The 25,106-nt window shown below is 63.1% G+C and carries 28 protein-coding genes and 1 riboswitch; of the genes, 11 read left to right on the top strand and 17 right to left on the bottom strand.

Features of this window, described 5'->3' with window-relative positions; genetic code table 11:
• Nucleotides 1-96 precede the first annotated feature (96 nt).
• From trmB to miaB, 11 genes are all read right to left on the bottom strand, one after another.
• The gene (gene trmB / locus TR61_RS03660) at nt 97-801 is read right to left on the bottom strand and encodes a tRNA (guanine(46)-N(7))-methyltransferase TrmB (RefSeq protein WP_050928209.1); all 705 of its coding nucleotides are present in this window, start codon (nt 799-801) and stop codon (nt 97-99) included.
• Nucleotides 802-1,113: 312 nt separating this feature from the next.
• Nucleotides 1,114-1,743 carry a glutathione S-transferase family protein gene (locus TR61_RS03655; RefSeq protein WP_050928208.1) on the bottom strand — a complete coding sequence of 210 codons (630 nt, stop codon included), beginning with the start codon at nt 1,741-1,743 and terminating at the stop codon, nt 1,114-1,116.
• A 13-nt stretch (nt 1,744-1,756) separates the two neighbouring features.
• On the bottom strand, nt 1,757-2,389 hold the full coding sequence (locus TR61_RS03650) for a hypothetical protein (RefSeq protein WP_050928207.1): 633 nt from the start codon (nt 2,387-2,389) through the stop codon (nt 1,757-1,759).
• A 1-nt stretch (nt 2,390) separates the two neighbouring features.
• Nucleotides 2,391-3,572 (bottom strand): methionine adenosyltransferase, encoded by a 1,182-nt coding sequence (gene metK, locus TR61_RS03645; protein ID WP_050928206.1) that lies wholly within the window; start codon nt 3,570-3,572, stop codon nt 2,391-2,393.
• Nucleotides 3,573-3,577: 5 nt separating this feature from the next.
• Nucleotides 3,578-3,627: riboswitch (SAM-SAH riboswitch) on the bottom strand.
• 50 nt (nt 3,628-3,677) lie between these two features.
• Nucleotides 3,678-5,150 (bottom strand): apolipoprotein N-acyltransferase, encoded by a 1,473-nt coding sequence (lnt, locus tag TR61_RS03640; protein ID WP_050928205.1) that lies wholly within the window; start codon nt 5,148-5,150, stop codon nt 3,678-3,680.
• A complete protein-coding gene (locus tag TR61_RS03635; protein ID WP_050928204.1) occupies nt 5,147-6,022 on the bottom strand; it encodes a hemolysin family protein in 876 nt (291 codons plus the stop codon). The genes lnt and TR61_RS03635 overlap by 4 nt, the downstream gene beginning before the upstream one ends.
• A gap of 30 nt (nt 6,023-6,052) precedes the next feature.
• Complete coding sequence (gene ybeY, locus TR61_RS03630; RefSeq protein WP_050928203.1) at nt 6,053-6,556, bottom strand: rRNA maturation RNase YbeY; 504 nt, start codon at nt 6,554-6,556, stop codon at nt 6,053-6,055.
• A gap of 161 nt (nt 6,557-6,717) precedes the next feature.
• Nucleotides 6,718-7,731 (bottom strand): PhoH family protein, encoded by a 1,014-nt coding sequence (locus TR61_RS03625; RefSeq protein ID WP_050928202.1) that lies wholly within the window; start codon nt 7,729-7,731, stop codon nt 6,718-6,720.
• Between the two features lie 195 nt (nt 7,732-7,926).
• Nucleotides 7,927-8,223: a hypothetical protein gene (locus tag TR61_RS03620; RefSeq protein WP_050928201.1), complete on the bottom strand. Its 297-nt coding sequence runs from the start codon at nt 8,221-8,223 to the stop codon at nt 7,927-7,929.
• A gap of 12 nt (nt 8,224-8,235) precedes the next feature.
• Nucleotides 8,236-8,778: an OmpA family protein gene (locus TR61_RS03615; RefSeq protein WP_050928200.1), complete on the bottom strand. Its 543-nt coding sequence runs from the start codon at nt 8,776-8,778 to the stop codon at nt 8,236-8,238.
• A 258-nt stretch (nt 8,779-9,036) separates the two neighbouring features.
• Nucleotides 9,037-10,362 carry a tRNA (N6-isopentenyl adenosine(37)-C2)-methylthiotransferase MiaB gene (miaB, locus tag TR61_RS03610; protein WP_050928199.1) on the bottom strand — a complete coding sequence of 442 codons (1,326 nt, stop codon included), beginning with the start codon at nt 10,360-10,362 and terminating at the stop codon, nt 9,037-9,039.
• Between the two features lie 162 nt (nt 10,363-10,524).
• Here miaB and TR61_RS03605 point away from each other — a divergent pair, with 162 nt between their 5' ends.
• Together TR61_RS03605 and TR61_RS03600 are read left to right on the top strand one after the other, a co-directional pair.
• Nucleotides 10,525-11,358, top strand: coding sequence for a hypothetical protein (locus TR61_RS03605; RefSeq protein ID WP_245626810.1), 834 nt, complete (start codon nt 10,525-10,527; stop codon nt 11,356-11,358).
• 99 nt (nt 11,359-11,457) lie between these two features.
• A complete protein-coding gene (locus TR61_RS03600; protein ID WP_172676928.1) occupies nt 11,458-11,769 on the top strand; it encodes a hypothetical protein in 312 nt (103 codons plus the stop codon).
• A 155-nt stretch (nt 11,770-11,924) separates the two neighbouring features.
• Here the strand turns inward: TR61_RS03600 and TR61_RS03595 are convergent, their stop codons facing one another.
• Nucleotides 11,925-12,353 (bottom strand): FKBP-type peptidyl-prolyl cis-trans isomerase, encoded by a 429-nt coding sequence (locus TR61_RS03595; protein WP_050928196.1) that lies wholly within the window; start codon nt 12,351-12,353, stop codon nt 11,925-11,927.
• A 190-nt stretch (nt 12,354-12,543) separates the two neighbouring features.
• Here TR61_RS03595 and TR61_RS03590 point away from each other — a divergent pair, with 190 nt between their 5' ends.
• From TR61_RS03590 to TR61_RS03560, 7 genes are all read left to right on the top strand, one after another.
• Complete coding sequence (locus tag TR61_RS03590) at nt 12,544-13,230, top strand: haloacid dehalogenase type II (protein ID WP_050928195.1); 687 nt, start codon at nt 12,544-12,546, stop codon at nt 13,228-13,230.
• Complete coding sequence (locus tag TR61_RS03585) at nt 13,230-14,054, top strand: alpha/beta fold hydrolase (RefSeq protein ID WP_050928194.1); 825 nt, start codon at nt 13,230-13,232, stop codon at nt 14,052-14,054. The genes TR61_RS03590 and TR61_RS03585 overlap by 1 nt, the downstream gene beginning before the upstream one ends.
• Nucleotides 14,051-15,031, top strand: coding sequence for a threonine ammonia-lyase (locus TR61_RS03580; RefSeq protein WP_050928193.1), 981 nt, complete (start codon nt 14,051-14,053; stop codon nt 15,029-15,031). The genes TR61_RS03585 and TR61_RS03580 overlap by 4 nt, the downstream gene beginning before the upstream one ends.
• A gap of 86 nt (nt 15,032-15,117) precedes the next feature.
• Nucleotides 15,118-15,906 (top strand): 3-oxoadipate enol-lactonase, encoded by a 789-nt coding sequence (pcaD, locus tag TR61_RS03575; protein WP_050928192.1) that lies wholly within the window; start codon nt 15,118-15,120, stop codon nt 15,904-15,906.
• A gap of 13 nt (nt 15,907-15,919) precedes the next feature.
• Nucleotides 15,920-17,254 carry a class-II fumarase/aspartase family protein gene (locus tag TR61_RS03570; RefSeq protein ID WP_050928191.1) on the top strand — a complete coding sequence of 445 codons (1,335 nt, stop codon included), beginning with the start codon at nt 15,920-15,922 and terminating at the stop codon, nt 17,252-17,254.
• Nucleotides 17,255-17,439: 185 nt separating this feature from the next.
• A complete protein-coding gene (locus tag TR61_RS03565) occupies nt 17,440-18,627 on the top strand; it encodes a TCR/Tet family MFS transporter (protein ID WP_425394196.1) in 1,188 nt (395 codons plus the stop codon).
• 85 nt (nt 18,628-18,712) lie between these two features.
• The gene (locus TR61_RS03560) at nt 18,713-19,801 is read left to right on the top strand and encodes a Zn-dependent alcohol dehydrogenase (protein WP_050928189.1); all 1,089 of its coding nucleotides are present in this window, start codon (nt 18,713-18,715) and stop codon (nt 19,799-19,801) included.
• A gap of 3 nt (nt 19,802-19,804) precedes the next feature.
• On the opposite strand, the gene TR61_RS03555 is transcribed toward TR61_RS03560, so the two are convergent.
• Nucleotides 19,805-21,013 carry an aromatic ring-hydroxylating oxygenase subunit alpha gene (locus TR61_RS03555; RefSeq protein ID WP_050928188.1) on the bottom strand — a complete coding sequence of 403 codons (1,209 nt, stop codon included), beginning with the start codon at nt 21,011-21,013 and terminating at the stop codon, nt 19,805-19,807.
• A gap of 177 nt (nt 21,014-21,190) precedes the next feature.
• Between TR61_RS03555 and TR61_RS03550 the strand changes: the two genes are divergently transcribed.
• A complete protein-coding gene (locus tag TR61_RS03550) occupies nt 21,191-22,444 on the top strand; it encodes a mandelate racemase/muconate lactonizing enzyme family protein (protein WP_050928187.1) in 1,254 nt (417 codons plus the stop codon).
• A 47-nt stretch (nt 22,445-22,491) separates the two neighbouring features.
• On the top strand, nt 22,492-22,851 hold the full coding sequence (locus TR61_RS03545; protein WP_050928186.1) for an ArsR/SmtB family transcription factor: 360 nt from the start codon (nt 22,492-22,494) through the stop codon (nt 22,849-22,851).
• Here the strand turns inward: TR61_RS03545 and TR61_RS03540 are convergent.
• Genes TR61_RS03540 through TR61_RS03525 form a run of 4 tightly spaced genes read right to left on the bottom strand, consistent with a single transcriptional unit; the run spans nt 22,836 to nt 25,088 of the window.
• Entirely contained in the window at nt 22,836-23,669 is an 834-nt protein-coding gene (locus tag TR61_RS03540) for a T6SS phospholipase effector Tle1-like catalytic domain-containing protein (RefSeq protein ID WP_157440811.1), read from the bottom strand. The two genes, TR61_RS03545 and TR61_RS03540, sit on opposite strands and share 16 nt — an antisense overlap.
• A gap of 48 nt (nt 23,670-23,717) precedes the next feature.
• Nucleotides 23,718-23,972 (bottom strand): phospholipase effector Tle1 domain-containing protein, encoded by a 255-nt coding sequence (locus TR61_RS03535; RefSeq protein ID WP_082181830.1) that lies wholly within the window; start codon nt 23,970-23,972, stop codon nt 23,718-23,720.
• Between the two features lie 12 nt (nt 23,973-23,984).
• Complete coding sequence (locus tag TR61_RS03530; protein ID WP_157440810.1) at nt 23,985-24,227, bottom strand: hypothetical protein; 243 nt, start codon at nt 24,225-24,227, stop codon at nt 23,985-23,987.
• Nucleotides 24,228-24,239: 12 nt separating this feature from the next.
• Nucleotides 24,240-25,088: a fumarylacetoacetate hydrolase family protein gene (locus tag TR61_RS03525; protein WP_050928182.1), complete on the bottom strand. Its 849-nt coding sequence runs from the start codon at nt 25,086-25,088 to the stop codon at nt 24,240-24,242.
• Nucleotides 25,089-25,106: the final 18 nt, after the last annotated feature.

Below are 25,106 nucleotides of genomic sequence, written 5' to 3'. Positions count from 1 at the left end.
ATCGTCCTGCGGGCTTACCCAATCACCCGGACCGGGTCCAGAAGAACCGACCTGCTGCTTCTTTCTGGCTCCAAATACCCCAATCCAACGCCCGGATCAGGCGTGACGCTGAAAGGTCAGGTAATGCGGCACGCGCCCTTCGCGCAGGGCCTTCTGTTCATAGCGGGTACTGATCCAGTCGCCCCAAGGCTCCCGCCAATCGGCAGGGCGTTCCGCCAGCCAGTCGAACCCGGCCTTGGGCACCTCTTCCAGGGTCTGGCGCACGTAATCGGGAATGTCGGTCGCCACGCGAAACTCCGCGCCCGGTTTCAGACAGCGGGCCAGCGGCTCCAGATGTTCTTGCGTCACGAACCGGCGGCGATGGTGGCGCGCCTTGGGCCAGGGATCGGGATACAGCAGAAACGCCTTCGCGATCGACTGCGCGGGCAGCACATCCATCAGATCGCGCGCATCGCCGGGATAGACGGCCAGGTTCGTCACCCCCGCCCGGCGGATCTTGCCCAGAAGCATCGCGACGCCGTTGATATAGGGTTCGGCCCCGATGATGCCGATATTCGGGTTCTCCCGCGCCTGATGGACCAGATGTTCACCGCCGCCAAAGCCCACTTCCAGCCAGACCTCGCGCCCGCCGAACAGCGCCTCCAGATCCAGCGGCACACGGTCGGGGTTCACGTCCCAATCCACCGGCCCGGGCGACAGTTTCGCCAGATCCTCGTCCAGATAAGCCTTCTGGCTTTTCTTCAGCGCCTTGCCTTTCAGGCGGCCATAGAAATTGCGGTGGGGGCGATTGGGTGTGCTCATGGCGCTGCCCTCTACGCCAGCGCAGGGCGTGAGGCAAGCCGATGGCCCCGCTCGAAGCTCTCTCCGGCAGGGGGACTGCATGATATTGGAAGAAAAACGGCGTCAGGGGCGGGCCCGCTGACATTGCAGATGGTTCCGTCACCCCGGTTTGAAAGACCGGTGCAAACGGATAAGCGCGTTGAAAACCATCAACCTGATCGCACTGCCGGGTGCCAATCCGACAGCAATGTAGCTACGCGGCAGAGCTTTAGGGCCAAAGCCTGAAAACCGCGTTACAGCAGCGCGCGGTGGTGCGTGGTGCTTGGCCGCCCCCTATACCTGCGCGCTGGGGCGATGCGCGATGCGGTTGAACCAGGCCTGGGCCGCCTCATGGGTGTCGGGGATCTGCATCTTCACGATCCGGGCGAAATCGACAAAGACGAACCCGGTCAGATCGGCCAGCGTGAAAGTATCCGTGGCCAGCCATTCGCGGTCGGTCAGCCGGTCTTCCAGCAGGTCAAAGAATGCCGCCACCCGCGCCCGGCCGCGTTCGGCCAGTTCGGGGATCTGCGCATAAGGCACAGGGCCCGGCAAGGCGCGGTCCTTCATCGCGGGCGAGGCATTGCGCAGCGCCTCGGCCACGGCCATGCCGCCCTGCTGTTCGCAGATCATCGTCCAGCTCCAGACCAGACCGGTCTCATCGGGCGTGCTGCCGGTCATGGGGGTGTCCGGAAAGGCGGCCTCGAGATAGGCCGCGATGCCCAGATTTTCGGTCAGAATCGTGCCCTCATCTGTGACCAGGACCGGCACCGTGCCGCGCGGGTTGATCTCAAGAAAGGCGGGCTGCAGATGTTCACCTGACCGCAGATCGACCTGGCGGGTTTCGACCTCAAGCCCTTTTTCGGCAATCAGCATGCGCGCGCGGCGCGGGCTGGGGGCGGTGGCGCAATCGTAGAAAATCATCGCAAGCGTCCTTTCATTCGGTCAGCACCCCCGCCGCGCGCAGAACCGCGCGATAGGGGCGCCACATGTTTCCGTCAGGCTGGCGGATCGACTGGATCGCAAAGGCCGGATCCACCCCGCGCGCAACCATGTAGTTCAGCGCGCGGTAGACCTCCTGCTGGGTGTCCAGATACATCCATTCAGCGAAATCCCATGCGTCTTCCCAGCCGAAGTTTTCAGTCTCACGCTCGTAATACTCACGAATGTTCTGGGCGCTCCACTGCACCTGGTGGAACCCAAGGCGCGACCCGCGCGTCATGGTGCGGTTTTCGCCGGCCAGAAAGATCGTCACGCAAGAGCTGTCGCAATCGCCCTCGACCCGCGTGTCCAGCCCATAGTCGATCACGATATCGCTGATCACCTGGGAGGCCCAGACCGACCCGCCCGACGAGGTCAGCTGCAGCGTGGTCACCTCCGGGTTTGCGCTCAGCAGGGCGCGCAGCACCTCGATATCCTCGGCCTCGATCTCGGTACTGTCGCCGGTGGCGTTGGTGGTGTCATAGACCAGCGTGTCGCCGTTGACATATAGCTTCGGGGTGGTGTCGCGCGCGGCGGACGGGCTGGCGATCAACGCCAGCGCCAACGCGATGCCGCGCGCAAGGGTCACGTCAGATCGCCTTTTTCAGCGTCTCGACAAGGTCCGTCTTCTCCCACGAGAAGCCGCCATCCGCATCCGGTTCACGGCCGAAATGGCCATAAGCCGCGGTGCGCTGATAGATGGGTTTGTTCAGCTGCAGATGCTCGCGGATGCCGCGCGGGGTCAGATCCATCGCGGCGCGCACGGCCTTTTCGATATCGGCGGGCGCAACCTCGCCCGTGCCGTGGGTGTCGGCATAGACCGACAGCGGGTGCGACACACCGATGGCATAGCTCAACTGGATCGTGCAGCGGTCGGCCATGCCGGCGGCCACGACGTTTTTCGCCAGATAGCGCGCGGCATAAGCGGCCGAGCGGTCCACCTTGGTTGGATCCTTGCCGGAGAACGCGCCGCCCCCATGGGGGGCCGCACCGCCATAGGTGTCGACAATGATCTTGCGGCCGGTGAGCCCCGCATCCCCGTCAGGCCCGCCAATGACGAACTTGCCGGTGGGGTTCACGTGCCAGACGGTGTCCGCCGTCAGCCACCCTTCGGGCAGGCTTTCCACGATATATGGCTCCACAATCGCACGGATATCGTCCGAGGTCAGATCCTCGTCCAGATGCTGGGTCGACAGCACGACCGAGCTGACCCGCACGGGCTGGCCGTTTTCATAAACAACCGACAGCTGCGATTTGGCATCCGGGCCCAACGCGGGTTCGGTGCCGTTCTTGCGCACTTCGGCCAGGCGGCGCAGGATCGCGTGAGAATACTGGATCGGTGCGGGCATCAGCGCGGGCGTTTCCGTGGTGGCATAGCCGAACATGATGCCCTGGTCGCCGGCGCCTTCGTCCTTGTTGTCCGAAGCATTCACGCCCTGGGCGATATGGGCGGATTGTTCGTGCAGCAGGTTGGTGATCTCACAGGTGTTCCAGTGGAACTTCTCCTGCTCGTACCCGATGTCCTTGATGCAGGCGCGGGCGATCTCGTCGATCTTGCCCATATAGGTCTGCAGCTTGTCCTTGTCCGACAGGCCCACTTCGCCGCCGATCACGACGCGGTTGGTGGTGGCGAAGGTTTCTGCGGCAACGCGCGCTTCGGGCTCTTCCGCGAGGAAGGCATCCAGAACCGCGTCCGAGATGCGGTCGCAGACTTTATCGGGGTGGCCCTCGGAAACGGATTCCGAGGTAAACGTATAGTTCTGACGGGCCATGAAGGTGCTCCATTAATGTGTCCACTCCCGCGCCAGGAAGCCGTTGCGAGAGCCATGACGACAGCGCTTACGCGGGCGCAGGCGCGGGGTCAATCTCATTCTGGATCAGATGTTGCGCCGCTGCATCGCGACAAGACCCAGCGATGCAAGGATCAGCAGGCCCAGCATCGGCCAATCCCCGCTGCGCGCGTAAAGCGTTTTGGGCAGGGCTTGGGGCAAGGGGGCGTCAAGATACCCAGCCTCTCCCAGACCCAGGCTGTGGGTGATCCGCCCGTAAGGGTCGATCATGGCCGAGATGCCGGTATTGGCCACCCGGATCATCGGCAGGCCCTGTTCGATGGCGCGCATGCGGGCCTGGGCCAGATGCTGATAGGGGCCGGAATGCTGGCCGAACCAGCCGTCATTGGTGATCTGGATCAGCATGTCGGGCCGGTCGGCGGTGCGCGACAGTTGCGGGAAGACAGCCTCGTAACAGATAAGCGGGAGCGCGCGGCCCAGATCGCCCAGATCCATCAGCCGGGGGCCGGAGCCGCTGCTGAAACCCTGCCCGTCGCGCGCGGCAAAACCGAAAAGGCCAAAGCGCGCGGCCAGGTCACCCAGCGGGATGTATTCGCCGAAGGGCACGAGATGGTGCTTGTCATAGATCTGCGTGGGCGTGGCGCCATCCAGCAGAAAGGCCGAGTTGTACAGCCGTGCGCCCTCGCGCCGCTGGACGCCCGCGATCACGGGGGTGCCCTGGGCTGCGGCGGACATCTCTTCGAAAATCGGGCCGCCATACTCCATCAGCGTGGGGACTGATGTTTCGGGCCACACGATCAGATCGGGCCGGGGGGTCTGGGCGGTGAAGGTCAGGTTGCGGTTGAGGAAAACCGGGATCATCTCGGGATCCCATTTCTGATCCTGCCGCGCATTGGGCTGAACCAGACGGACCACCTTTGCCCCCTCCGCCACGGGCGGCAGGCTGGCGGCCAGAACAAAGCCAAAGCCCAGAACCGCCGCCACCGGCAGAAGGCCCAGAAGGCGCACCGGCAAGGCCCCCTGCCCCGCAATGGCGCGGGCAAGGGCAAGGCCTGCAAACAGCGTGATCAGGCCCAGCCCGTGCGGGCCGATGGTTGCCAGAAGCAGATCGGGGCCATGGCCCACCCAGATCTGGGCGAACCCCGCCCAGGGAAAGCCCGTCAGCACATAGGCACGCGCCAGTTCCGCCACCGCCAAGGCGGTGATCAGCGTGAGCAGCCGCATACCCTCGCGCGCACGCGCGGCGACCAGAAAACCCACAGCCCAGAAAAGCGCCAGCCCGGCGGCCATGAAGACCAGCGCGAAAGGCGCCATCCAGCCATAGATCTCGGGCTCCACCAGGAAGGGCTCGACAATCCACAGCAGCGCCAGCGCGAAATATCCGGTGCCAAAGGCCCAGCCGGTCAGCGCCGCCTGACGCGGGCTGTCTGCACGGTCAAACAGGATGAACGCCCCGGCCAGAGAAACCAGCGTCGCAGGCCAAATGCCATAAGGGGCCAGACCAAGCGCACCCAATGCGCCCGCAAGCAGGGCAAAAAGCACGCTCAGGCGGAAATTCATCCGGCCAGGGCAGGCACGCGCACGCGCAGCCGTTTGATCCGGCGCGGGTCGGCGTCGACCACTTCGAATTCCGGTCCTTCGGGATGGATCACCACCTCCCCCCGTGCCGGGATGCGACCGGCCAGCATGAAGACCAGACCGCCCAGGGTGTCGATCTCTTCCTCGTCGACCTCGTCATGGTCGGTCAGGGATTGGCCAATCTCGGCCTCGAACTCGGTCAGGGAGGTCTTGGCCAGCGCCATATAGCAGCCATCCTTTTCCTTGACCCATGACTGGTCCTCTCCGATGTCGTGTTCGTCCTCGATCTCTCCGATCACCTGTTCGATCAGGTCTTCGATCGTCACAAGACCGTCCACGCCGCCATATTCGTCGATCACCAGCGCCATGTGACGCCGTTCCGCCTGCATCTTGGTCAGCAGAACCCCGATAGGCATGGAGGGCGGCACGAACAGCAGCGGGCGCAACATGCCCTGAAGGTCGAAATCCTTGCCCTTGCCGTTAAAGCCATGGGTCAGCGCGAAATCCTTCAGATGCGCAAAACCGATGGGCGTGTCCAGCGTGCCTTCATAAACCGGCAGGCGCGTCAGCCCGCTTTCGCGGAAGACGTTCACCAGCTCCTCCTTGGAGATCGTGACCGGAACCGACACGATATCGGCCTTGGGGATCGCCACATCTTCGATGGTTTTCTGGCGCAGGTTTATCATGCCATGCGCGGGCAATTCGGCCTGTGTCGCCTCTGCCGTGCCGTCATCTGCATCGGTCCCGGTGGCTGTGAAGGCGCCGATGATACGCCCGAAAAGCCCCGAATTGCTGTCTCTGTCGTCCGTTTGCGCGCTGTGCGCTGCGCTAGAACTGCCTTCTATGTCGCCCATTTGTCCTGTCCGAAACGGGGAAATCCCCCATCAATCCACCCTATATGGGTCATCAATACCCAATGTGCCAAGTATCCTGACCTCAGTTTCTTCCATCAACGTGGCATCGCCGTCACGAATATGGTCATAGCCCAGAAGGTGTAACAGACCATGAATGATCAGATGCGTCGCGTGATCGCGCAGGGTTTTGCCTGCCTCTGCAGCCTCGCGGGCGCAGGTGTCATAGGCGATGGCGATGTCGCCCAGGGCGATCTCTCCGGTGATGTCGGGGCTGGGTGACATGGGCGTGTCGCCCTCGATTTCGGGGGCCAGATCTTCTGACGGCCAGCTCAGCACATTGGTGGGTGTGGGCTTGTCGCGGAATTCGGCGTTCAGCACGGCGATGCGCGAGTCATCGCAGGCCAGAACCGTCAGCTCGCACGCCTCGGGGTCAAGGCCCAGATGGGTGAGTGTCGCGGCGGTGGCCTGATCGGTCAGCCGGGGCAGGTCAATCTGGGTCCAGCGGTCGTCTTCGATGAGGGTCTCTGCGGTCATGCGGTCCCTTAACGCAGAGGCGAAACCGGGGCAAAGCGTTTTGCTATGTCTGAGGGGGCAAGCCCGTTCGAACGGGCTTGAGATACGCGATTTCCAAATCGCGTGACAAGCGCCTTCCAAGGCGCTTGGACGCGCTCTTCGATGTCAAGGGGCGTTCACCCCTACCCGGCGGTATCGGCGTCATAGGCCTCGATAATGGCGGCGACCAGCGGGTGGCGGACCACATCCTTGGCGGTGAAATAGTTGAAGCTGATCTTGGGGATCGACTTCAACAGCCGCTCGGCATCCGCAAGCCCCGAAGGCACCCCGCGCGGCAGGTCGACCTGGCTGCGATCGCCGGTGATGACCATGCGGCTTCCCTCACCCAGGCGGGTCAGGAACATCTTCATCTGCATGGTCGTGGCATTCTGCGCCTCGTCCAGCACCACGAAGGCATTGGCCAGCGTGCGGCCGCGCATGAAGGCCAGTGGCGCGATCTCGATGCGCTTTTCCTCGATCAGTTTGGCCAGTTGCTTGCCTGGCAGGAAATCGTTCAGCGCATCGTAAAGCGGCTGCATGTAGGGATCGACCTTGTCCTTCATGTCGCCCGGAAGATAGCCCAGCTTTTCACCGGCCTCCACCGCCGGGCGCGACAGGATGATCCGGTCCACATGGCCGTTGATGAACATGTTCACGCCCACCGCCACCGCCAGATAGGTCTTGCCGGTGCCGGCCGGGCCGATGCCGAAGGCCAGTTCATGCTCGAACAGGGACGTCACATAGGCCTTCTGCGCGTCCGTGCGCGGTTCGACCAGTTTCTTGCGCGTCTTGATCTCGACCTTGCCGCCGCGGAACATCTCAAGCTGGTCGCCGGCGCGGTCGCCTGTCACGTCCTCGGACCCGCCCATGCGCAATTCACGGTCGATATCGCCCTGTTCCACCGCGCGGCCCTGCTCCAGCCGCGTGTAAAGCGCGTGCAGCACTTCGGCGGCGCGTTTCTGCGCGTCTTCTTCCCCCAGGATCGCAAGTTGGTTGCCCTTGTGGAGGATCTGCACCTGAAGCTGCTGTTCGATGGGAACGAGGTTTCGGGAATGTTCGCCCACGAGGGCGGCCATGAGAAGATTGTCTGGAAATTCGATCAGCAGCTCTTGATCGGCTGCAAGGGTTTGATCGGGGGTCAGGGCGCTGATGGCCAATCTGGTCTCCTTATCTGCTCTGATCTCAGGGTGCCAAAGCCTGCGCAATCTGGCAAGCGGCGCGGGATAAAATTCACGGGGTTGAAACAAAAATGGTGTCGGCACGCCTGTATTTCCTCAGGCGCTTGACGCCGGCACAGAAAAAGGCCGCCCGCACGCGGCGGACGGCCCCTGGAATTGCAAATGGTGGCAGGATCAAATCGGATCCGGGAATTCCGAACCTTGCTTGAACGGCCCAGTCGCCGTGTTGGGCGGCGCGACGCCGGAACAGACCGGCTTGCCGTACTTGTCCAGCCGTTGCGACAGATATCCTTCGACGCCATCGTCGATGATCCAGTGGTCGCAGCCGTTGGGATCGACCCAGATACCGGCCTTCAGCGTGGACAGGTCCTTGCTGTCAAACCCCCGGTCCACAGTCTTGTCGATCTTGTCGTCACAAGCCGCGACGGTGCCCGCGACCAGCAACAGAATGGCTGTTTTTGCAATTTTCATGATGCGGGTCCCTTAGCGAATGCAGATGATTTCAACGCGGCGGTTCTTGGCCATGCCCGCTGCCGTGGCGTTCGACGCCGCAGGCATCCGTTCGCCATACCCGCGTACATCCGAGATACGCGCACCGGCGGCGGCCGCGACACGGGCCACGGCATTGGCGCGGTTATAGCTCAGGCGCATGTTATAGGCGTCCGAGGCGCGGCTGTCGGTATGACCCGTGATGATGAAAGCCGTGGCGGTCGATTGAGTGAAGAACTCGGTCAGGCGCTGTTTGCCCGCGGCACTGATGCGATAGCTGTCGGTGGCGAAAAACTGATCGGAATTCATCACCCCGCAGACATCGCCCCGGCGGCAGACCGGAATGCCCTGGCGGTTCACATGAGGCGTCATATAGCCCTCGACACCGTCATCCATCACCCAATGCTCGCAGCCATCCGGATCGACCCAGATCGTGGGTATGTAACGCTCGCCCACGGCCGTGTTCTGCGCCGATGCGGGCAGCGGTGACACCACGACAGACGCACATGCGATGCCTGCAGCGGCCACAAAGGTCATCAGTTTTCTGAAGCCAAACTCACGCACTGAAACCATCCTTCACTTAGATTCCCCCGAATGAGGCAAGGATGCATACACAGGACAGATTGGTCGCTGAGGCCCCCACCTCCGTTGCAAGGACGTTAGAAAATATCTGGTTACTTGGGAAGAAGAAATCACTAGATATTGTAGCTTATCCCGCCACAAATCCGCCACCCTTTCGCCATTGTTTCGCAATGGTCCGAAAAGGCCTGAAAACTCCATTTTGATCTCAGGCAGTTAGCCCAAAAGCTCCCCCGCGAGAGAGTTCGCGCCGGATGAGATGATTCTGACCTGTGCCAGCGTTCCGGCCGGGGCCGGGCAGTCGGCCACATGCACCGCATGCAGGTGGTCGGATTTGCCCACCATCTGGCCCGGCAGACGCCCTTCACGTTCGAACAAAATGCCCACGGTCTTGCCCACCATCGCGTCCTGTGCGGCGCGTTGCTGGGTGGTCAGCAGGGCCTGCAGACGCTGCAGGCGGTCGTTCTTTTCATCCTCGGGAACCTGCGCGCGTTCGGCGGCCGGTGTGCCGGGGCGGGTGGAGTATTTGAAGGAATAGGCGTAGCCGTAGTTCACCTCTTCCACCAGATCCATCGTGGCCTGGAAATCTTCTTCGGTCTCTTCGGGGAAACCCACGATGAAATCGCCCGAGATCAGGATATCGGGCCGCGCCGCGCGGATGCGTTCGATCAGCCGGATATAGCTTTCGGCGGTATGTGCGCGGTTCATCCGCTTGAGGATCTTGTCGGACCCCGCCTGCACCGGCAGATGCAGATAAGGCATCAGCTTGGCGCAGGTGCCATGCGCCTCGATCAGGTCGTCATCCATGTCATTGGGGTGGGAGGTGGTGAAGCGAATGCGCTCCAACCCGTCGACCTTGTCCAGTTCCCAGATCAGTCGCGCAAGCGACCAGTCCGTGCCATCCGGGCCCGCACCATGATAGGCGTTTACGTTCTGACCCAGCAGGGTGATTTCGCGCACGCCGCGTTCGACCAGATCCTGCGCCTCGCGCACCACACGGTCTACGGGGCGGGACACCTCCGCACCGCGTGTATAAGGCACCACGCAGAAGGCACAGAACTTGTCGCAGCCTTCCTGCACGGTCAGAAACGCGGTCGGCCCACGCGCCGCCTTGGGGCGGGATTTCAGATGTTCGAATTTGTCTTCTTCCGGGAAGTCGGTGTCGAGCGCCTTTTCTCCGCCGCGCGCCTTGGCCTCAAGCTCCGGCAAGCGGTGATAGCTTTGCGGGCCGACAACCAGATCGACCATGGGCTGACGGCGCATGATCTCGGCCCCTTCGGCCTGGGCCACGCAGCCGGCCACACCGATTTTCAGATCGGGCTTTTCCGCCTTCAGGCCCTTGAAGCGCCCCAGTTCGGAGTAAACCTTCTCGGCCGCTTTTTCGCGGATATGGCAGGTGTTCAGCAGGATCATGTCCGCGTCATCGGGCGTCTGCGTTTCGACATAGCCCTGAGAGCCCAAAGCCTCGGCCATGCGCTCGCTGTCATAGACGTTCATCTGACAGCCATAGGTCTTGATAAAAAGCTTCTTCGGCTCGGCCATGAGGTCACCAGGTCGTGGAGGGATCAGCGCGCCTTCTAGACCAACGCAGCCCGCCTTGCAATGCACGCGAAATTAACCGATTCTGCGCCAGAACTCGGGCACAAGATCGCATCGGAACCCATGGCAGGTCAGCATTACCCCTCCCTTGACGCTTTTCTGAAGATGGCGCCGAAGATCCTGGCGAAAGGGCCGGTCGCCGTCATTCTGGTGGAGGACGAGACCGAGGTCGCCTCGACCCTGCGCCATCATCTGGACTGCAAGTTCAAGGTGGTGCTGGCGGTGATGCCCGATGCCTTTGACCTGCCGGCGGATGTGGCACGGCAGGTGGTGCGGGTCAATCACGCGGTGACCCGGCCCGAACTGGCGCAGGCGGCGCTGAACCGGATCATCAAATCTGCGCCGGGTGTGTGGATGTATTACTGTTTCAACGGGGAATACCTGTTCTATCCCTTCTGCGAGACCCGCAGCGTCGGAGAGATGCTGGCCTTCCATACCGAGGAACGGCGCGATGCGATGCTGTGCTATGTGGTTGATCTTTATGCCGATGACCTGAGCGAGACGCCAAATGCCGTTTCGCTGGAACGCGCGCATATGGACCGGACGGGATATTACGCGCTGGCCCGGCCCGACCCGGTAACGGGCCATCCCAAGGAACGGCAGCTGGATTTTTTCGGCGGGCTGCGCTGGCGGTACGAGGAACACATCCCCGAGGCCAGCCGCAAGATCGACCGCATCGGCCTGTTCCTGACCAAGCCAGGGCTTGAACTGCGGTCCGATCACACCTTCAATGACGAGGAATACAACACCTATGCCTGCCCCTGGCACAATAACCTGACGGCGGCGATCTGTTCTTTCCGTACCGCGAAGGCGCTGAAGGCCAACCCGGGATCGGCCTTCGATATCCAGTCGTTCAAATGGCACAACACCACCAGTTTCGAATGGCATTCACGGCAATTGCTGGATCTGGGGCTGATGGAGCCGGGGCAGTGGTTTTAACCAACCGTTTGCCAGTTGCGCCGGAAATGGGGCGGCTGACGCGAGAATTCCTTGGTATTTACCGGATGATGACAGATTCGGGCTTAACTGTGCCGGATGATGCTGGACTTTACGACACATACGACCGGGCCGCAGAAAACGCGATGTCAGCTGCGGGCAGAGGCCGCGCGCAGACTATCGCGATTTTTCCGGGTGGTGCTGGCCGGGCTGGTGGGCGCGGCGCTGATCATGGAACCGTCGATGGTGGGCGCGGCACGTTCGGGCATCAGCACGATGTATGAATATGTGGGCACCAATCTGCCCATTTTCCTGGAATCAGAGCTGAAGATTGCCCTGAACCCCGATGTGACCGTCCTGCCCCTTGCGGATATGGCGGTCGCGCAGGCGGAAACGTCCCTTCTGAAACCCTGAACACTGATCAGCTGTGCGGCTCAGAGACCCCGGATCACGTCCGGGGCGCGCGCGTGGCGCACTGGGTGGGCGCGTATGCACCGCCTTGGGCCGTCCCGGCCCCCGCGCCGGGACCTCATGCGGCAGGCACGGGCCCCGGGGCTTTGCGGCTTGTGTCAGCCGATCGACACCAGTTCGATATCAAAGGTCAGGTCCTGGCCGGCCAGCGGGTGGTTGGCGTCTAGCGTCACCTCGGTTTCGGTCACTTCGACGACGGTGACGGGAACGGCCTGGCCTTCGGGCGTCTGCATCTGCAGCTGGGTGCCCAGATCCAGCGGAATCTCCGCCGGGATACCTTCACGCGGCACCGCCTGGCGCATTGCAGGGTTCATCGGGCCATAGGCGTCCTGGCAATCCACCTCGACGGTTTTCTTCTCACCCACGGTCATGCCCGGCAGCGCGCTGTCCAGCCCGGGAATGATCTGGCCGCTGCCCACCTGGAACGACAGCGGATCGCGCCCTTCCGAACTGTCGAACGTGGTGCCGTCTTTCAGAGTTCCGGTATAGTGAATGGCGACGGTATCGCCGGTTTTGACCTCGGTCATCGCAAAATCCTGTTGTCTGGGAGAAAGGGAGAGGCCGCGTCTCTCGCGGGTGCTCTGGTTCGGGGCGCAGCCTAAAGCACTGACCCCCGATGTAAACCGGGGCGTCAAAAGGGCGCAATTTCAGGCGTAACCCGGCTTTCCCCTGCGAGGCGGCTGTGCCAGATTGCCCCCAACCGCGAAGGGGAGAGCCATGCCAATCACCACCTGTATCTTCGACGCCTATGGCACGCTGTTCGACGTCGCCGCCGCCGCACGCCAGGCCGCAACCGAACCCGCCTTCCCGGCGCTGCAAAACACATGGATGGATCTGGCCGGCCAATGGCGCCTGAAACAGCTGCAATATACCTGGCTGCGGGCCGTGGCGGGGGCGCATACCGATTTCTGGGAGGTCACGCAGAACGGTCTGGACTGGGCGCTGGAGGCCACCGGGCTTGCAGGTGACGACGCGCTGCGCCAGCGGCTTCTGGATCTCTATTGGGAACTTCAGGCCTATCCGGAAGTGCCTGCGATGCTGGCCGCGCTGAAAAAGGCGGGGATGAACACCGCGATCCTGTCGAACGGATCGCCCGACATGCTGAACGGCGCGGTGCAATCGGCAGGCATCGGCGACGTGCTGGATGATGTGCTGTCGGTGGAAAGCGTCGGTATCTTCAAGCCGGACGCGCGGGTGTATGACCTGGTAGGCCAACGGTTTGGCTGCGGCAAGGACCAGGTTCTGTTCGTCTCCTCCAACGGCTGGGACGCGGCCTGCGCGACCGGGTACGGGTTTGACACCGCCTGGGTCAATCGCGCCGGTGAACCTGTGGATCGCCTGCCCTGGGTGCCCGGCACGATCCTGCCCGATCTCACAACCATCCCCAATGTTGCAGGTGTTTGATGCCCCACTATACCGCCCCTGACGGGCTTTCGCTGTACTATACTGATGAAGGTGAAGGCCTTCCGATCCTCTGCCTGTCGGGGCTGACGCGCAACACGGCTGATTTCGACTATGTCACACCGCATCTGTCGGGCCACCGCCTGATCAAGACCGATTATCGCGGGCGCGGGCAATCGGATTGGGCCAAGGATCACATGACCTATACCATCCCGGTGGAAGTGGGCGACGTGCTGGCCCTGATGGATCACCTGGGTCTAGAGAAGGCCGCGATCCTTGGCACCTCGCGTGGGGGGCTGGTGGCGATGGGTATGGGGGTCGCAGCACCCGACCGGATCATGGGCGTGGCCTTCAACGATATCGGCCCGGTGATCGAACCGGTGGGGATCGAATTCATCAAGAATTACATCGGGCGCAACCCGGTCTGGAAAACCCACGAGGAAGCCGCGCGCGAACTGCCCAAGGTGATGACGGGCTTCGACAACATCCCCGAAAGCCGGTGGGAGGCCGAGGTCCGCAAGCTTTACAATCAAACTGATGATGGTTTGGAAATCACCTATGACCCGCGCCTGCGCGACGCGGTGCTTGAGGCGGGCGCGCAACCTGCGCCTGACCTCTGGCCGCTTTTCGACGGGCTTGCGGGCAAACCCATGGCCGTGATCCGGGGGGCGAATTCCAACCTTTTGTCGGAAGAGACCGTGGCCGAGATGGCCCGCCGCGCCCCCGGCCTGATCGTGGCCGAGGTGCCCGATCGCGGGCATATCCCCTTCCTGGATGAGCCGCCTGCCGTGGCCGCGCTGCAGGAATGGATCGGGAAAATCAAATGAATATCGACATGATCGAGGCCGCCGCCGAACGGCTGAAGGGCCATGCGCGGCGCACGCCGCTGCTGAATTCACCCTTTCTGGACGACATCGCCGGGCGGCGCGTCTGGGTGAAACCGGAATGCCTGCAGCACACTGGCAGCTTCAAGTTTCGCGGCGGCTGGTCGGCGGTCTCGGCCCTGGATCCGGACGTGCGCGCCCGCGGTGTCATCGCCTTTTCCAGCGGCAACCATGCGCAAGGCGTGGCGCTGGCGGCAAAACTGCATGGGGTACCCGCGGTCATCATCATGCCGTCGGACGCCCCGCAGATGAAGATCGACAATACCCGCGCGCTGGGGGCCGAGGTGATCCTTTACGACCGCGCGGGCGAGGATCGCGCCGCCATCGGTGCGGCATTGGCCGAAGAACGCGGGCTGACCCTGATCAAACCCTATGATGAGCCGCAAGTGATCGCCGGTCAGGGCACGACGGGGCTGGAGATTGCCGAACAGGCCGCCGAGGCAGGCATCAGTCAGGCCGATGTGCTGGTCTGCTGCGGCGGGGGCGGCCTGACCTCGGGCATCGCGCTGGCGTTGGAGGCCAAAGCGCCCGAATTGCGCGTGCGCCCGGTGGAACCGGAAGGGTTCGACGATGTGGCGCGCTCGCTCCGCTCGGGCGGGATCGAGGTGAACAACCGCAGCTCGGGCAGTTTGTGCGACGCGATCATCACCCCGTCGCCCGGCCAGATTACCTTTCCCATCATGCACCGGCTGTGTGGCCCCGGCATGGTCGTCAGCGAAGATGAGGCACTGCAGGCCATGGCCGCCGCCTTCGAACGGCTGAAGGTTGTGGCCGAACCCGGTGGCGCGGTGGCGTTGGCGGCGGCGCTTTATCATGCCGATCAGATCGAGGGCGACGACGTGATCGTCACCATATCGGGCGGCAATGTGGATGCGTCGGTCTTTGTGCAGGCGCTGACCCGCTTCGGGGGGCAGACCTGACGGTCTGACCCTGCCCAACAGCCATGGCGCATCGCCCGAAGCTGCGCTAACACGGGACAACACAAGACCAGCGAAAGGACCCATCCATGCAGCTTGCCGATTTGGGAGATGTTCAGCTTCACTATCGCGTGGATGGACCCGAAGATGGCGCGCCTGTGGTCTTCGCCAATTCGCTGGGCACCGATTTCCGCCTGTGGGATCCGATCCTGCCCTACCTGCCCGACGGCCTGCGCCTGATCCGCTTTGACAAGCGCGGGCACGGGCTGTCGTCCTGCCCGGCCGCGCCCTATTCCATGGGCGCGCTTGTGTCGGATACCGAACGCCTGCTGGACATGCTGAAGGTGCGCGATTGCCTGTTCGTCGGCCTGTCGATCGGCGGGATGATCGCGCAAGGCCTCGCCGTCAAACGGCTGGATATCGTGCGCGCGGCCGTCCTGTCGAACACCGGCGCCAAGATCGGCACCAAGGACATGTGGGATGACCGCATCGCCGCCGTGAACGCAGGCGGGATCGAGGCGCTGGCCGATCCGGTGATGGAGCGGTGGTTCTCAAAGGCCTTCCGCGCCACGCCCGAATTGCAGCTGTGGCGCAATATGCTGGTGCGCCAACCCGCCGCCGGTTACGCGGGCTGTTCGGCGGCGATTTCAGGCACGGATTTCTATACGCCCACCAGTGGCTTGCGCCTGCCGGTTCTGGGCATCGCGGGCAGTGAAGATGGATCCACCCCGCCCGATCTGGTGCGCGAAACCGTCGATCTGGTGCCGGGGTCCAAGTTCCACCTGATCCGCGGCGCGGGCCATCTGCCCTGCGTGGAAAAGCCCGAAGAATATGCGCAGGTGCTGACGCAATTCATGCGCGACACGGGGCATATCTGAAGGGGAACCCGCCATGGCCGCGTCCGTTTTCGACAGCCTGATCTACACCCGCCTCTTCCCGACAGGAGAGACCGCGCGGCTCTTCTCCGACACGGCCGAGGTGCGCGCGATGCTTCTGGTCGAAGGCGCGCTGGCCAAGGTGCAGGGCGCGCAAGGGATCATCCCCGAAATCAGCGCGCAGGCCATTCACCGCGCCACGATGGAGCTGCAGATCGACCCCGCCGCCCTGGCCGCACCCACGGGCGAAAACGGCGTGAGCGTGCCGGGATTGCTGGCCGCCTTCCGGTCCGCCATGAACGCGCCGGAACATGCGCAATATCTGCATTGGGGCGCCACCTCGCAGGACATCATCGACACCGGGCTGATGCTGCGCCTGCGCCAGACGCTGGGGCAATTCGAAACCCATCTGCGCGAGGTTCTGGCCAAGATGGGCACGCTGGCCGACACCCATGCCGATCTGCCCATGGCCGCGCGCACCTATGGGCAGCACGCCACGCCCACCTCGTTCGGCGCGTTGGTGGCCGGCTGGGGCTGGCCGCTTCTGGATCTGCTGCACGAACTCGACGCACTGCGAGCAAGCAGCCTGTGGGTGTCACTGTCTGGCGCTGCGGGCACCTCCTCGGCCCTCGGCCCGGATGCGGCACAGACCCGCGCCGATCTGGCCGCGGCCCTCGGCCTGAATGATCCGGGCCGCAGCTGGCATACCGATCGCGGCCCGATCCTGCGGATTGCAAACTGGATGGGGCGGGTAAGCATTGCGCTGGCCAAGATGGGCGAAGACCTGACCGCCCTCACCCAGACGGGCATTGGGGAAATCGGGCTTGGAGCGACGGGCGCCTCCTCCACCATGCCGCAAAAGCAAAACCCGGTGGCGCCCTCGGCTCTGACCGCGCTCTGCGCGCAGGTTCAGGGCCAGCAGGGCGTGCTTCTGAACGCCGCCTCCCACCGCTATCAGCGCGACGGCGCGGCGTGGTTTGCCGAATGGACCGCCCTGCCTCAGATCGTGCTGGGCACTGCCGCCGCGCTGAACATCGCGCGGACCCTCGCCCCCACAATCGTGCCGAACGCGGGCGTGATGGCCGATACCCTCGCCTCCCAACTGGACATGATCCATGCCGAAGCGCTCAGTTTCGCGCTCGCCAAAAAACTCCCCCACCCCGACGCGCAGGCCGCCACGAAGGCGCTGTGCCGCGAAGCACAGGAGAGCCAGACCCCGCTTTCAAAACTGGTGGCGCGGGATCACCCGGATCTGGACGCACAAACCCTTTTCGATCCCGCACAGCAAATGGGCCTCGCCCCGCAAGACGCGCACCGCTTCGCCGCCGCCGTGGTGGCGATCAAAAGCTGACCCTGCTGCTTCTTTCTGGCTAAAAATACCCAACCTTCCGCCCGCCGCTGGCGCGCCGTTTGCCGAAAAAAGCGACACCCACGGCAAGGGTTCCTTTCAGGCGCATGTCCACCTAGATTGACACGCAAAACCCTAACCCGAGACCCCCTTTGCGCCTGCCCATCCTTTTCATTCTGATCACTGTCATGCTGGACGCGATGGGCATTGGCCTGATCATGCCGGTCATGCCCGACCTGATCCTCGAGGTGCAGGGCGGCACGCTGGCCTCGGCGGCTTTGTGGGGTGGGGTCCTCTCGACCGTTTTCGCCGTGATGCAATTTCTGTTCGGCCCAATTGTCGGCGCGCTTTCCGACCGGTACGGTCGGCGTCCCATCCTGCTCGTGTCGCTCGTGGTGATGAGCCTCGATTACCTCGTCATGGCCGTTGCCGGCACGATATGGCTCTTGCTTCTGGGCCGCGTGGTGGGCGGGATCACTGCGGCCACCGGTCCCACCGCGTCGGCCTATATGGCCGACATCTCGGCCCCCCATGAAAAGGCCGCGAATTTCGGTCTGATCGGGGCTGCCTTCGGGGCGGGCTTTGTCCTTGGTCCGATGGTGGGTGGTTTGCTGGCCGAATTCGGCACCCGCGCGCCGTTCTATGCCGCAGCCGTGCTGGCCGCACTGAACGCCGTGCTGGGCTATGTGGTTCTGACGGAAACCGTCACCGACCGGATCCGCCGCCCCTTCAGCTGGAAACGCGCCAACCCGTTCGGAGCCTTCCGCCATGTCGCCCGCCTGCCCGGCATCGGCAGGCTGCTGGTGATCTACCTGCTCTACTCCATCGCCTTCTATGTCTATCCGGCGGTCTGGTCCTATTTCACGCAGGAGCGTTTCGGCTGGTCGCCCCAGATGATCGGCCTGTCGCTTGGGCTTTTCGGCATCATGATGGCTGTCACCCAAGGCGGGCTAATCCGCATCTTCCTGCGCTGGTTCGGGGAGCGCAACACGGTGATCTATGGCCACGTTTTTGACATGGCGGCCTTTGCCGCCATGGCCGTCGTCACCAGTGGCACGCTCGCGCTGATCCTGACGCCGCTGGCCGCCCTTGGTGCGGTGATCACCCCGGCGCTCAGCGCGATGATGTCACGCGCCGTGGGCGATGATGCACAAGGAGAGCTGCAGGGCGTTCTGGCTTCGCTCCATGCGCTGTCGATGATCCTTTCTCCGCTTGTGATGACCGGGATCTTTGCCGCCTTCACGCATGAAACAGCGCCGATCTATCTGCCCGGCGCGCCTTTCGTGCTGTCGCTGGTGTTGATGGCCATCAGCCTGGCGGTGTTTCTGGGGCGCGCGCGGGCGGCGGACCAACCTGCATCCGATACCGTGGCGTAATTGCGCGTTCCCCTGACGGTTTCCCGCTTGCGGCAAGGGCCAACTCAGGTCACGGTCTGACAAAACGAGGGACGTGGGAGGTTCCATGCAAACGATCAAAGCCGCCGTCTGCCATGAATTCGGCAAACCCCTGAGCATCGAAGAGATCCAGATCGCGCCGCCCGGTATGGGAGAGGTTGAGGTTACGTTGGACGCCGTCGCGATCTGCCATTCGGATATCTCTTATGCCGACGGGGCATGGGGCGGATCCCTGCCCGCGGTCTACGGGCACGAAGCCGCCGGTGTCGTAACCGCGGTGGGGGATGGTGTGGGCACGGTGAAGGTGGGCGACAGCGTCGTCGTGACCCTGATCCGCGCCTGTGGCACCTGTCCCTCCTGCGCGGGCGGAAAGCCCACGATTTGCGAAACGCCCTATGATGGCGATCACGGGCCGATCAAGACGGCAGAGGGCGGCAAGCTGCATCAGGCCATGGCCTCGGGCGCATTTGCCGAAAAGGTCGTCGTGGATCAAAGCCAGGTCGTGGCCATCGGCGATGACATCCCGAAGGAAGCCGCCAGCCTGATCGCCTGCGGCGTGATCACCGGCGTGGGCGCCGTGGTGAACGCAGCGGGCATTCGCGCAGGTCAGGACGTGGTCGTGATCGGCGCAGGCGGCGTGGGCCTGAACGCCATTCAGGGCGCGCGGATTGCCGGCGCCCGGCGGATCGTGGCGGTGGACATGACCGAAGAAAAGCTGGAGATCGCCAAAAGCTTTGGGGCCACCGATGGCGTACTGGCCACCCACAAAGCGCCATGGAAAGCTGCGCAGCGGGCCATCGGGCGCGGGGCGGATGCGGTGATCGTCACCGTGGGTGCGATCCCGGCCTATGACCAGGCGCCGCTTTATCTGGCGCGGGGCGGCAAGGTGATCATGGTGGGCATGCCCCATTCCGGTGCCATGTCGAGCTATGAGCCGGTGATCCTGTCTTTTACCGGTCAGGGCATGATCGGATCGAAGATGGGCGATGTGGTGATCCAGCGGGATATCCCGTGGATGGTGGATCTCTACAAGCAAGGGCGGTTGAAGCTGGATGAGCTGATTTCGAACCGCTGGTCGCTTGAGCAGATCAACGAAGCGATTGCCGATACCAAGACCGGGTCGGCCAAGCGCAACGTGATCGTGTTTGACCGGTAGGCATCAGGCCAGCCGCGCCAGATAGGTTTCCAGGAACCGGCGGGTATATTGCTCCATCTCCACCAGCGGTCCCGGCTCGTAATAGCGCGAGCCGATGCCCTCCTGATTGGCCTCGATGATGCGTTTGTCGGCCTCGGTCGTCACGTCCCAGAGCCAGGTGAGACGTCCCAGATCGTAATCGCGCCCCTCTTCCGCGTCTTCGTGCACCAGCCAGATGATTTCCTGCACGGAATGGTGCAGATCGACAGGGACAAACCGATAGAGCACCGCATGGTCGCAATAGACCAGCATCGGGTTCAGAATACCCACATAGACATCTGATGCGCCGCCATCATAACCAGTCAGATCGCCCAGCAGAGGGGCCACCGGCTGACCATCCTCGCTGCCGGTCTGAAAGCCGTCAAACAGCGCATAACGGTTATAGGAATAATCCGGCGATCCGTCCGGCGCATGCGTTGTCGAGCGGTCCAGCGTGACCGCAGAGGCCCCGATTGCCGCCGCACGCGCCTGCAAATCGTCATTGAGCGGGGCCACCCGGTCGGAGGTCATATGGATGGAGTGCGAGCGCGAAAATTCCGGATGCGCGCCGGAGCAGTGGTAACATTCGTTGTAATTTTCGACCAGCAGCTTCCAGTTGGCTTTGACCGGATATGTTCGCCGATGCGCGATCTTTGTGCGCGCCATGCCAAAGGGCCGGACATGGGGTGTGAGTTCCTCCCTCAGGGCGGCAAAGCTGGCGGGCTGGTCGGAGAGGGAGACATAGATCAACCCCTCGAACAGCTCCACCGCGACAGGTTTCAGCGACAGCGCGTCCCGGTCTTCGCCCGCGTCCAGCTGGCGCGCATTGAACAGCTGCCCGTCCACCTCATAGGACCAGGCGTGATAGGGGCAGGTAAACCGTTTGACCGATCCGCGCGGCTCAAGGCACAGGCGCGACCCCCGGTGACGGCAGACATTGGCATGGGCATGCAGCGCGCCATCCTGCCCGCGCACGACAATGACGCTTTCGCCCAGCATGTCGAACAAAAGGTAATTGCCAGGCTCTGGCAATTCCGAGATATGGCCCGCCAGATGCCAGTCCTGATGGAAAATCCGCGCCGTGTCGGCGGCGAAAACCCCGGGCGACAGGTAGAACGCCTGATCCAGAGATCGGCCGGGCACCTGGCTGGCGATCAACCTGCCGAGGTCTGGTTTTTCGAAAGCAGTGGTCATTTGGGCCTCCCCGATGACGGTGCGCAGCAGGCTAGCAGACCGGCCCGGTCTGCCGCAATTCCGGACTGGGTCGGGACATGATCGCTGATTTGCATCTGGCGACCTGCGCTCGATGCTGTTTTCGCGCTTGCGCCGTAGGACAACGGGCTGCAGGGTCAGCAAAAATGGGAGGGACTGATGAAACTGACCGATCTGGACTTGATCGTGACCGCGCCCCCTGCTCCTGGCTGGGGTGGGCGGTATTGGATCCTGGTGAAGCTCTCCACCGATACCGGGGTTACGGGCTGGGGGGAATGCTATGCCTCGTCCATCGGGCCCGAGGCGATGACCCATGTGATCCGCGATGTTTTCGAACGGCATATGGCGGGCGAGAACCCCGAAAACATCGAACTGATGTTCCGCCGCGCCTATTCCAGCGGGTTTACGCAACGGCCCGACCTGACGGTGATGGGCGCGTTTTCCGGGCTTGAGATCGCCTGCTGGGACATTCTGGGCAAGGATCGGGACCGCCCCGTTCATGCGCTGATCGGCGGGAAGATGAATGACCGGATCCGCGCCTATACCTATCTTTACCCTTTGGCGCATCACCGGATGAAAGACTTCTGGACCTCGCCCGAGATGGCGGCCGAGGCTGCGGCGGATTGCGTGGCGCGCGGTTTCACGGCGGTGAAATTCGACCCCGCAGGCCCCTACACGCTGCGCGGTGGGCATATGCCGGCGATGTCGGATATCAGCCAATCGGTAGCCTTCTGCAAAGCGATCCGGGAGGCTGTGGGCGACAAGGCCGATTTGCTGTTCGGCACCCATGGCCAGTTCACCACCGCAGGCGCGATCCGTCTGGGCCAGGCGCTGGAGCCCTATTCGCCGCTGTGGTTCGAAGAACCCATTCCCCCCGACGCGGTGGAGGAGATGGCCAAGGTCGCGCGCGCCGTGCGCATCCCGGTGGCCACCGGAGAGCGGATTACGACCAAAGCCGAATTCGCCCAGATCCTGCGTGCGGGCGCGGCGACGATCCTACAGCCAGCGCTGGGGCGCGCGGGCGGTATCTGGGAGATGAAGAAAGTGGCCGCCATCGCCGAGGTCTATAACGCGCAGATGGCGCCGCATCTCTATGCAGGGCCGGTAGAATGGGCGGCGAATATTCACCTGGCCGCGTCGATCCCCAATATCCTGATGTGCGAAACGATTGAGACCGATTTCCATGATCGTCTGATCAAGGGCGCAATCCGGGTGGAGGACGGGTTCATAACGCCCCCCACCGCCCCCGGTCTGGGCATCGAGGTGGACGAAGATCTGGCCCGCGCCCATCCCTATACCGGCACGGGCCTGCATCTGGAAATGCAGGAAGCGCCCTGCGATTACGTCAATGGCAACGCCTTCGAAGGTGGGGCCCCTGCGTCCGAGCCTGACGGAACAGGTGACACGGATTGACGAAGCGGGCATAGTGGCGGGCAATTACTACGACACTTGCGGCAGATATGACCACAGTTGATACCCTATTGCCGTCAGATGCGCCTTCGGACATGGCGGCACGCGCGGCCGAGGCCGCGGCCTTCCTCAAGACCCTTGCCCATGAGGGCCGTCTGATGATCCTGTGCCATCTGGCCACCGGCGAACGATCCGTGGGAGAGCTTGAGGATCTGCTGAACATGCGCCAGGCCGCCGTATCCCAATTGCTGGCGCGGCTGCGCGAAGATGGGGTTGTCAGCGCAAGGCGATCTGGAAGGACAGTGTTTTACCAGCTGGCCAACGAGACCACCACGCAGGTGATCGGGATGCTGCACAAGATCTATTGCGGCGCAGACGATGCGCATGCAGCGGATCAGCCGCCGACGTAGACCAGCTTAACGGGGTTACAGGCGGCATCTGACGCTTTGATCCGGGCGACCTGGGCCTCCTGCCCTTCGATGGAAAGCGCTTTCAGGGGCTCACCGGTCCGGTCGCGCCGGACCTGCCTGACATCGGCCGCGAGACGTTCTTTCACCGACACATGGAGTTTGATCCTGCTGACGGCGGATCCGTTTTGCCATAGCCGATCATTGCCCGGTTTGAAGTAACAGCGGATACCGCGCATCTGCCGGTCAAACAGCACTCGGAAGCCCAGGCGTTGGCGCTCGGCATCCTTGACCACATCGAGGCGGTCTTCATGGACGGCAGCATGTTTGGGAAAGATCGGTCCGTTCACGCGAACCTGCCGCACCTGATCCAGCATCCAGTTCAGCGACACGCCCGAGAGATATCCCAAAGGTTCGGTCCCGCCGATCTGGCCGTGATCGCCTGCAAACCAGACTTCGTTCACACGTTTGAAAAGCACCCTATCGGGATGGTCGCAATCGTCTACAATACGGCGGCGGGTCATCAGGATGGGCGTATAGGGCCCCGCGCGATTGTCATGCAGCGACGCGGCATGGGCGACCCGGTCCATGTTGCAGATCTGATCGGCATAGCGCCAGTTCACATCGTCGATATCGTCACGGCCATTGGTCCATCCCAGCGTTTCGACCGTGTCCCACAGGCCGACCATGGCAAAGCGCACCTCGTCATGGTAACGTGACACGCTCAGCCCGTGTTTGGCCAGCACGCGTCCCGTTGCGCAGCGACGGCGGTCGATGGCTTCCTGCGGCTGGCCCCATCTGACCGGGCAGCCTTGCGGCACGGCCCTGTTGTGGGCGAATTTATAGGCCGTGAAGAGCTCGTGAATGATCTAATCGCGGCGATCGGCGTCATAGTCATCGGGAAGATCCACAAGCCCCACCGTATGCACGCCCCCCCCCAGAGCACGGACGGCAAACACCCCGCACGAATAGCCGTAAAGATGGATCTGGTCATGGCTGCCCGCATAGTTTTCGGACAGAAAGCGATAGGCATTCTGCACATCCTCGCGAAAGCCAAGGCCAGTGGCGAGCCCGACAGGCACCTCGCGATCAACCCCCACGCCCGAGGAGTAAAAGGCCGCGATGTCGTCGCGGTTCTAGTTGATCGTCAACTGATACAGACGGCCCACATTGGTCGCCGCGTTGAAATCATTGCCCGTGCCATCAAAGAAGATCGCGATATTCTTGCGCGCGGTGGTTTTCGTGCCCTGACTATAAGGCGCGGACTTTTCCTGAGGGGGCCAGACGGTATCTGCCGCAGGGTTGTGAATGGTGGTGACACCGCTGCAGGCCGACACGCCCAGCGCTGCTGCCAATAGAACCCGTCTGAGACCCAACATGCCCTGCCCCGATCAGCTCTGATCTTCGATAACGCGCTGGACCTGTTCGCCCAGACCTTCGATCCCGGCCTTCACCTCATCGCCCGGCTTGAGGTATCGCGGCGGTTTCATCCCCATGCCCACACCCGGAGGTGTACCCGTGGCGATCACATCGCCGGGATGCAGCGTCATCAGTTGCGACAGATGCGCGATGATCTGGGCCACGGTAAAGATCATGGTCGAGCTGTGGCCCGCCTGCATCCGCTGCCCGTTCACCTCGGCCCAGAGCGACAGGGCCTGCGGATCGGGCACCGCGTCGGCGGTCACGAACCACGGGCCGATGGGGCCGAACGTGTCGCAGGATTTGCCCTTGGTCCACTGGCCGGTCAGGTGCAGCTGAAAATCGCGTTCGGACACGTCATTGACCACGCAATAGCCCGCCACGTGGTCCAGTGCCCGCGCTTCGTCCACGTATTTCGCAGGCTTGCCGATGATCACGCCCAGTTCGACCTCCCAATCCAGCGCTTTGGATCCGCGCGGCATCAGCAGATCGTCCTGCGCCCCCGCAATGGCGGAATTGGCTTTCAGAAACAGGATCGGATGGTCGGGGATGGCCATGCCCGCCTCTTCCGCGTGGTCAGAGTAATTCAGGCCGATGCACATGAATTTGCCCACGCTGCCCACACAAGGCAGCAGCCGGTCATAGGCGCCCAGTTCCGGCAGCGCGGTCAGGTCGGCCCCATGCAGCGCGGCCAACCCGTCGTTGGCCAGACATTTGGCGCTGAGATCGCCGGTCACGTCGGTCACGTCGCGCCAGGTCCCTGACGGATCCTCGGCAGCGTTGCGGATGGCGTCGCCCCTGGCAACTCTCTTCAGCTTCATTCCTGTCCTCTTGCGCAG

It is taken from the genome of Aestuariivita boseongensis (genome assembly GCF_001262635.1).
GTDB classification, from domain to species: Bacteria; Pseudomonadota; Alphaproteobacteria; order Rhodobacterales; family Rhodobacteraceae; genus Aestuariivita; species Aestuariivita boseongensis.
This window is presented reverse-complemented; position numbering and strand designations above follow the sequence as displayed.